General features: G+C 59.1%; 8 protein-coding genes. 2 read left to right on the top strand and 6 right to left on the bottom strand.

Annotated features, from left to right (window positions below; all coding sequences use genetic code 11):
- The 6 genes from AC1D1P_RS09295 to gcl all read right to left on the bottom strand — a co-directional run.
- On the bottom strand, window positions 1-993 hold a 993-nt coding region (locus AC1D1P_RS09295; protein ID WP_477672766.1), incomplete at its 3' end, for a 2-dehydropantoate 2-reductase.
- Between the two features lie 23 nt (window positions 994-1,016).
- The gene (locus AC1D1P_RS09290; RefSeq protein ID WP_477669194.1) at window positions 1,017-1,784 is read right to left on the bottom strand and encodes a fumarylacetoacetate hydrolase family protein; all 768 of its coding nucleotides are present in this window, start codon (window positions 1,782-1,784) and stop codon (window positions 1,017-1,019) included.
- A gap of 9 nt (window positions 1,785-1,793) precedes the next feature.
- On the bottom strand, window positions 1,794-2,174 hold the full coding sequence (locus AC1D1P_RS09285; protein ID WP_477669195.1) for an HAD family hydrolase: 381 nt from the start codon (window positions 2,172-2,174) through the stop codon (window positions 1,794-1,796).
- 450 nt (window positions 2,175-2,624) lie between these two features.
- Window positions 2,625-3,551, bottom strand: a complete 927-nt coding sequence (gene glxR, locus AC1D1P_RS09280; RefSeq protein WP_477669196.1) for a 2-hydroxy-3-oxopropionate reductase — start codon at window positions 3,549-3,551, stop codon at window positions 2,625-2,627.
- Window positions 3,552-3,581: 30 nt separating this feature from the next.
- Window positions 3,582-4,361 (bottom strand): hydroxypyruvate isomerase, encoded by a 780-nt coding sequence (hyi, locus tag AC1D1P_RS09275; protein ID WP_477669197.1) that lies wholly within the window; start codon window positions 4,359-4,361, stop codon window positions 3,582-3,584.
- A gap of 39 nt (window positions 4,362-4,400) precedes the next feature.
- Window positions 4,401-6,197: a glyoxylate carboligase gene (gene gcl / locus AC1D1P_RS09270; RefSeq protein ID WP_477669198.1), complete on the bottom strand. Its 1,797-nt coding sequence runs from the start codon at window positions 6,195-6,197 to the stop codon at window positions 4,401-4,403.
- A 144-nt stretch (window positions 6,198-6,341) separates the two neighbouring features.
- On the opposite strand from gcl, the gene AC1D1P_RS09265 reads away from it, so the two are divergent.
- Together AC1D1P_RS09265 and AC1D1P_RS09260 are read left to right on the top strand one after the other, a co-directional pair.
- Window positions 6,342-7,250 carry a LysR family transcriptional regulator gene (locus AC1D1P_RS09265; protein ID WP_477672765.1) on the top strand — a complete coding sequence of 303 codons (909 nt, stop codon included), beginning with the start codon at window positions 6,342-6,344 and terminating at the stop codon, window positions 7,248-7,250.
- 109 nt (window positions 7,251-7,359) lie between these two features.
- Window positions 7,360-7,986 (top strand): LysR family transcriptional regulator (locus tag AC1D1P_RS09260; protein ID WP_477672764.1); only part of this gene is annotated, 627 nt, incomplete at its 3' end.

The raw sequence follows: 7,986 nt of genomic DNA, 5'->3' as shown, positions 1-7,986 counted from the left end.
GCGCACCTGTCCGCGCTCTTCGTCCATGGTTTTTGCGAGCAGCTTGACCAGGGCATATACCGTGTCGATGTGCGGCGTTGGTGTTTGCGTAAGACGTCCCAGTTCGACTACTGAACCCACCAGGGCATCGATTTCCGGGGCTCGGCCGGCTTCGATGTCCTGCAGCATGGATGTTTTGTGCTTGCCTACTTTCTCAGCGCCGGCGATACGCTTGTCCAGCGTGACGCGAAACTCGATGCCCAGCTTGTGCGCGACTTCCTGCGCCTCGCGCATCATGTTGGCGGCCAGGTCGCGCGTCAGCGGATACTGGCAGATGTCCACCAGTGTGGAATGGGCCAGGCTGCTGATGGGGTTGAAAGTGAGATTGCCCCAAAGCTTGAGCCAGATCTCCGATCGGATGTTGTCCAGAACGGGCGCCTTGAACCCCGCGTTGCCAAAACATTCTGAAATTCGCGTGACACGTTCGCTGATTGAGCCGTCAAGCTCGCCGACCGGAAAGCGGTCGCCTTCGATATGTTTCACGACACCTGGCGCCACAAGTTCAGAGGCCGGGTAGACGACACAGCCGATGACGCGCTGCGGAGGGATCATTTTTGACAGCGTACCGCTGGGGTCCACGCTATGGACCTGGCYTCCTTCAAACGGGCCACCATGATTATGGAAGTACCAGTAGGGGATGCCGTTTTGCATGGTGACGACTGTGGTGTCACGCCCAAACAGCTTGGGAAGATCGTTGGCTACAGCCTCTACCTGATGTGCCTTCATGGCCAGGATCACCAGATCCTGCGGGCCGGCTTCTGTGTAATTGTTGGTCGCCTTGACATTTTCCGCAACGTGTTCGGTGCCATCGTGCATGATCAGCTTCATGCCCTTTTTACGAATAGCATCCAGGTTGGCGCCCCGTACGATGAAGGTCACGTCCTCACCGGCCAAAGCCAATTTCACACCCACATAACCGCCGATGGCCCCGGCCCCAATGATCGCAATCTTCACACCCGTACTCCTGGTAAAAAACGTTATTCGAATCGGTTGCTGAGCCTGCCGATACCGGCAATCTCCACTTCGATCGTGCTTCCCGGTTTCATGGATCCCACGCCGATTGACGTACCGCACAGGATGATATCGCCTGCATAGAGTGTCATGTCCTGGGATATCAAGCTCACCAGCTGCTTCACTGAAAAGCGCATGTCGCTGATGGGATAGTCCTGGCGGATCTCGCCGTTGAGGATGGTTTTAACTACCAGTTTGTCTGGATCAAGACCTGTGGCCACGACGGGACCGAAGGGGCAGAAGGTATCCAGCCCCTTGGCGCGTACCCACTGGGCAAACGAGGCATCACGGTTCAGTATGTCGGCGACCGTTACGTCGTTGGCGCAGGTGTAGCCGAACACATGATCCATCGCATCGTGCTCGGGAACCTGCTTGCATGTTTTGCCGATCACGATGCCCAGTTCGCCTTCAAAAACTACTTTGCCATTGCATGGGGGCTTGAGGATGGTTCCGTTTGGATCCAGGTAGGAGTTCGGCGCCTTGATCAGGTAGAGCGGCTCGGCTGGCACAGCCAGGTTGAGTTTTTGACCCAGGGCGTGGAAGTTGTTCCACATCGCGATGACTTTGCTTGGCCGTACCGGCATCAAGAGCTCGACGCTGGTCAGCGGCAGCACCCGGTCCGTGGGTGTCGCACCGGAGAATATGTCGCCCTGGCAAACCCGGATGTTCTCTCCCTCGAGAGTTCCGAAGCCGGTTGAATTGCCTTCCCTGAAACGTAGCCAACGGTTAGACATTCCGGCCCTTCACGTGTACAGCGCACTCGGCGTGAACCGGGGTGCTGGCGTGGTGTTTTTTGGCCGGCTATTGGCTGGCGTGAGTGAATGGCTGGACCAGCCGGCATAAGGAGCCGGGTTTGCCCGGCTGGCGACCATGCTGGCATGGCAGCGGGCCTTGGCCGCTTCGATGGCCTCAACCAGGAAATCTGCTTCGTAGGCTCGCAGCAGATGCGCCTGCTCGGTCTCCAGATAGGTACGCACGGCATCGCGGCCTTGGGCCTGCAATCGGGCATAAGTGGGTGCATCCCAGTGCCAGGTCAAGCCGAGCTCTTCGAATGCGGCGTTGTAGGCGTGGCGGGTCTGATCGGTCCGGTCGGCGGCAGTGTTGTCAAGCGAGGCGTTGAGCATGGAGGTCTCCTTTGATGGGTGGATGCTCTGGGGGCACTTTTCGATGCGTGATGCACCGGGCTTGAGACAACTGTAGAAAGAATGAATGATTAATGATAGTTAAAGTATTTCATATAAATGATTATCTATGAGTTATATATAAATAATGCCCGGCGCGAAGGGTACGGTTCACGCAGGTGGGTAAGAGTGCAGTGACTTTCCGGCGCGCCTGCGTGCGCACGCCAATCCCGAACAAGTGGGGGTGAGAAATGGAGGCTGGAGTTTTTTCGGCAGTTCCATCACGGAATGCGATCCGGCCGCATGGGATTTTTTCTTCGGCTGGACCAATAACAGGCCCAATGCCGGCTGCATGAGCGGTGCGGTGCGACTTTGGGGACTGTTAACTCCCGGTGCAAACGGACGCAACGCAAAGACGCCGGATCCACGCTTGTGCGCGCGTTCCGGCAACGATCACCCGGCCTGCTGGCCAATCTCGAAGTTGGCCAGTTTCTCCAATGCGCGCACCATTGCGGAGTGGTCCCAGGTTTTGCCGCCGTGTGCGACGCAGGAGTTGAACAGCTCCTGCGCGGTGGCCGTGTTGGGCAGCGAGATGCCGAGCAGGCGCGCAGTCGAGAGCGCCAGGTTCAAGTCCTTCTGGTGAAGCTCGATGCGAAAACCCGGGTCAAACGTGCGCTTGACCATGCGTTCACCATGCACCTCCAGAATCTTCGATGACGCGAAGCCGCCCATCAAGGCCTGGCGTACACGCGCCGGGTCAGCGCCGGCGCGGGCGGCAAACAGCAGCGCCTCGGCCACCGCTTCGATGTTGAGCGCCACGATGATCTGGTTTGCCACCTTGGCGGTCTGGCCGTCACCGTTACCGCCAACCAGCGTGATGTTCTTGCCCATCAATTCAAACAGCGGCTTGATGCGTTCAAACACGGCTTGTGGGCCGCCGACCATGATGGACAGCGTCGCATTTTTGGCACCGACTTCGCCGCCGGAAACCGGTGCGTCAAGGTAGTCGCAGCCCAGTGTGTTGATTTTCTGCGCAAAGGTTTTGGTGGCTATGGGCGAGATGGAGCTCATGTCGACGACAACCTTGCGTTCACCTGCGTCTGCGGCCGAACCCTTCAGACCGGCTGCGATACCGCCTTCGCTGAACAGCGCAGCCTCCACGTCAGGGGTATCGGGCACCATGATGAAGATGATGTCCGCGCGCTCAGCTACGCCACGGGAATTCACGCATTGCGTGGCGCTGCCACTGGCAATTGCATCGGGCATCTTGCCGAGGGTATGGACAAACAGCTGATGCCCAGCCTTGATCAGATGGCCGGCCATGGGAGCGCCCATGATGCCGAGGCCGACGAAGCCGATTTTCAGGGCGTTGGAGGTCATGTAAACGTAGTCCTTGTGAGATGGTGCGGGTCAGCTTGTCAGGCGCTGGCGCCAGCCCAGTCCTGCGTCCGTCGTGCTGGCAGGTTTGTATTCGCAGCCTATCCAGCCGCCATAGCCAAGGCGGTCCAGGTGCGTGAACAAAAATGCGTAGTTGATCTCGCCGGTGCCCGGCTCGTTGCGGCCGGGGTTGTCGGCCAGCTGGATGTGGGCGATGCGTGCCAGATGTTTTTGTATCGTCGCCGCCACTTCGCCTTCCATGCGCTGCGCGTGGTAGATGTCGTACTGCACGAAGGCGTTGTTGGCACCGACCTCGTCCAGAATGTCCAGTGCCTGAGCCGTGCGGTTCAGGTAGAAGCCCGGAATGTCAAAGGTGTTGATCGGTTCGATCAGTAATTTGAGGCCGGCCTTTTTCAGTTCGATGGATGCATAGCGCAGGTTATTGACAAAAGTCGTGCGCAGAACGGCATCACTGGCACCCACTGGTGTTTTGCCGGCCAGGCAGTTGAGTTGACCTACACCGAGCACCTGGGCATACGTGATGGCTTGGGTCACACCGGCACGGAATTCCTCCACACGATCAGGGTGACAGGCAATGCCGCGTTCGCCGGCCTCCCAGTCGCCGGCGGGCAGATTGTGCAGCACCAGCTGCAGACCGTTGCTGTTGAGCCTGGCCTTGATATCGGCGGCACTGAAGGCGTAGGGGAAAAGAAACTCTACCGCCTTGAAGCCGGCCTTCGCAGCCGGTTCAAAGCGGTCGAGGAACGCATGCTCGGTATAGAGCATGCTGAGATTGGCGGAAAATTTAGGCATGATTTCTTTGCTGGTGGGGCGTTGGCCGTTGCTAGGGGCTTACTCAAGCAAGCCGGCCAGTTCCAGGCCTTCACGGCCCTTGGGGTGGCGGCAGTCGATGTCTTCGAACTCGTTGACCTTGTCGATCTCCGTGCCCATGGCGATATTGGTGACCTTTTCGAGGATGACTTCCACAACCACCGGCACCCGGTATTTGCGTGCCATCACCTGCGCCTCGACCATGGCGTCATTGATCTTTTCAGGATCGGTCACGCGCAATGACTTGCAGCCCAGGCCTTGCACCACAGCCTGGTGATCCACGCCGTAACTGCGCAGATCACCTTCGCCTGCCGGTACGTTCTGGTTTTCGAAAGCAAGCTGTACGCAGTAGTCCATCTCAAAACCTCGCTGGGCCTGGCGGATCAGGCCCAGATAGCTGTTGTTGACCAGCACCTGCACATAAGGCAGGTTGAACTGCGCACCCACGGCCAGCTCTTCCATCAGGAACTGAAAGTCGTAGTCGCCGGACAGCCCGACAACGGTACGTGTCGGGTCGGCGGCCACTACACCGAGGGCCGCGGGGATGGTCCAACCCAGCGGCCCCGCCTGGCCGCAGTTGATCCACTGGCGTGGCCCGTACACATTGAGAAACTGCGCGCCGGCAATCTGGCTCAGGCCAATGGTTGTCACGTAAATGGTGTCGCGCGGGAACACCTTGTTCATTTCTTCATACACGCGCATCGGTTTGATGGGGGTCTCGGTAAAGTGGGACTTGCGGTGCATGAGCTTTTTCCGCTCAGCACAGCGGGTGGCCCAGTTGCCATAGTCGGGCAGGCTCTTCGCCATCTTGCGTTCGCGGGCGACCTGCACCAGCAGTTCCAGTGCGGCTTTGGCGTCGCTGACAATGCCAAAGTCCGGATTGAACACCCGGCCAATCTGCGTCGGCTCGATATCGACGTGCACAAAGGTGCGGCCTTTGCAATACACCTCGGGCGAACCGGTGTGGCGGTTGGCCCAGCGGTTGCCGATGCCGATGACGAAGTCGCTGGCCAGCATGGTGGCGTTGCCGTAGCGGTGGCTGGTTTGCAGTCCGCACATGCCGGCCATCAGGGGGTGATCGTCGGGAATGGTGCCCCAGCCCATCAGCGTGGGGATCACCGGCACACCGGTGAGTTCGGCAAACTCGACCAACAAATCGGAGGCGTCGGCATTGATGATGCCGCCGCCGGCGACGATCAAAGGCTTGCTGGAAGCAGCAAGCATGTCGAGTGCTTTTTCGATCTGTTTGCGGCTTGCAGCCGGCTTGTAGACCGGTAGCGGCTCATAGGTGTCAATGTCGAATTCAATTTCGGCCATCTGCACATCAAAAGGCAGGTCGATCAGCACCGGGCCGGGTCGTCCCGAGCGCATCAGGTGAAAGGCCTGCTGGAAGGAACGCGGCACCAAGGCCGGCTCACGCACAGTCACGCTCCATTTAGTGACCGGCTTGGAGATGGATTCAATGTCTACTGCCTGGAAATCCTCCTTGTACAGGCGCGCACGGGGCGCCTGCCCGGTGATGCACAAAATGGGGATGCTGTCGGCAATTGCCGAGTACAGCCCGGTGATCATGTCGGTACCGGCTGGGCCGCTGGTGCCTATGCACACCCCGATGTTTCCGGCCTTGGCGCGTGTGTAGCCTTCGGCCATGTGCGATGCGGCCTCGACGTGCCGCGCCAGGATATGCGTGATTGACTGGCGCTCACGCAGTGCGGAGTAAAACGGGTTGATGGCTGCGCCGGGCACACCAAAAGCTTGCGTGATGCCTTCTTTTTCCATCACCAGAACGGCGGCCATGGCGGCCTTCATTTTTGCCATTGAAGTCTCCTAGAGGGTTGCTGATCGTTKGACGGATGGTCGCGGCGTTGATGGCTGCGGGGAAGCCCCATCCCGTGCATTACGCTTATTCCAATTTGGAATAAATGATTGCCTGGCCGATGTCGCCGTGGTCTACTTGCGGCCATGGACCGCATTCAAGCCATCCGGCTTTTCATTCGCGTGGTTGACCTCGGCTCTTTCAGCAAGGCTGCTGCCGATATGGGTATGGGCCAGCCGTCGGCCACCAAGCTGGTGGTGCAACTGGAAAAGCAGCTGGGTTCACGGCTGCTCCATCGTTCGACCCGTGGCGTGACGCCCACCGAGATCGGCGCACTGTATTACGCCAAGTGCAAGCTGATCGCGCACCATGTCGAAGAGGCCGAGACGGTGGCGGCGCTATTGCAGTCGCAGGTCCAGGGCGGCCTGCGAATCACTACCTCCGTAGCTTTCGGACGGCGCGTGCTGGTGCCGCTGGTCATGCGTTTCATGCAGATGCACCCCAAATTGCAAATCGAGCTGAACTTTGAAGACCGTTATGTCAACCTGGTTGAGCAAGGCATTGACGTGGCGATCCGGATGGGGCCGCTCGCTGACTCGACGTTAGGGGCGCGTTACCTGGGTATCAACCCGTGGGTGGTCGTGGCCTCGCCCGATTACATCAAGAAGCGCGGTGCGCCGGCCGATCCTGCGGATCTTGTCACGCACGATGCGCTGATCTACAGCACGGTGCAAGGCGATGCGCGCTGGCATTTCAACGGAGCCGAAGGCCAAGCGCGTCAGGTCTCGGTCAGTGGGCCGCTGCGCTCGAACAATCTCTCGGCGCTGCTGGTGGCAGCGCGCGGCGGTATGGGCGTGGCTGCCTTGCCCCGGTATGTGGCGCATGAGTCGGTGCGCAGCGGTACTCTGGTGCCCCTCCTGAGCGGCTGGGTGCTGCCATCGCAGGAAATCCATGCTGTTTATCCTTCGCCCCAATTGGTGCCGGCCAAGGTCAACGGCTTTGTCGGCTGGCTGCAAGGCCAGTTCGGCGAGTCCTGGTGGGCGGACCAGAAATAGCTACGGGCGAAAGCTTGCCCAGGTCGACCGGCCTGTAATGAATGATTATTCATTGCTAACCCATTTGATACCATGAATTACTTATGAGTTATGGATTAAAGGGGCCGAGATGAAGAATGCGACGTTGCGCCAGCTTAAGGTGTTCGAGGCTGTGGCCCGCAACTTGAGCTTTTCGCGAGCCGCCGAAGAGCTGCACTTGACACAGCCGGCGGTGTCCATCCAGGTCAACAAACTGGAAGACCACGCAGGCCTTCCACTGTTTGAGCAGCTCGGAAAAAAAATTCATCTCACGCCGGCGGGCATTGAGATGCTTCACTCCAGCCGGATCATCATCCAGCAGTTCAAGGAGGTGGAAGAAGCCATGGCGCAGTTCAAGGGCATCTCCGGCGGCAAGCTGAATGTTGCGGTGATCAGCGCCGGCGATTATTTTTTTCCGCGCCTGCTCGTCGAGTTCGCACGGCGCCACTCGGGCGTGACGCTGGACTTCGGCGTCTGCAATCGCGAGGAACTCTTGAGCCAGCTGACCGATAACCTGACGGATCTGGCCGTCATGGTGCGCCCGCCGCTGGATATGGACACAGTGAGCGAACCTTTCGCCCCGCACCCTTATGTTGTTGTGGCGGCGCCCAACCATCCGCTGGCAGCCAAAAAGCGCATTCCGCTATCGCGCCTGGCCAGCGAACCCTTTGTTGTGCGTGAAAAGGGTTCCGATACCTGGAATTCGATGGAGGAGGGC

Source organism: Polaromonas sp. P1_E1_2 (assembly GCF_056406035.1).
This window is presented reverse-complemented; position numbering and strand designations above follow the sequence as displayed.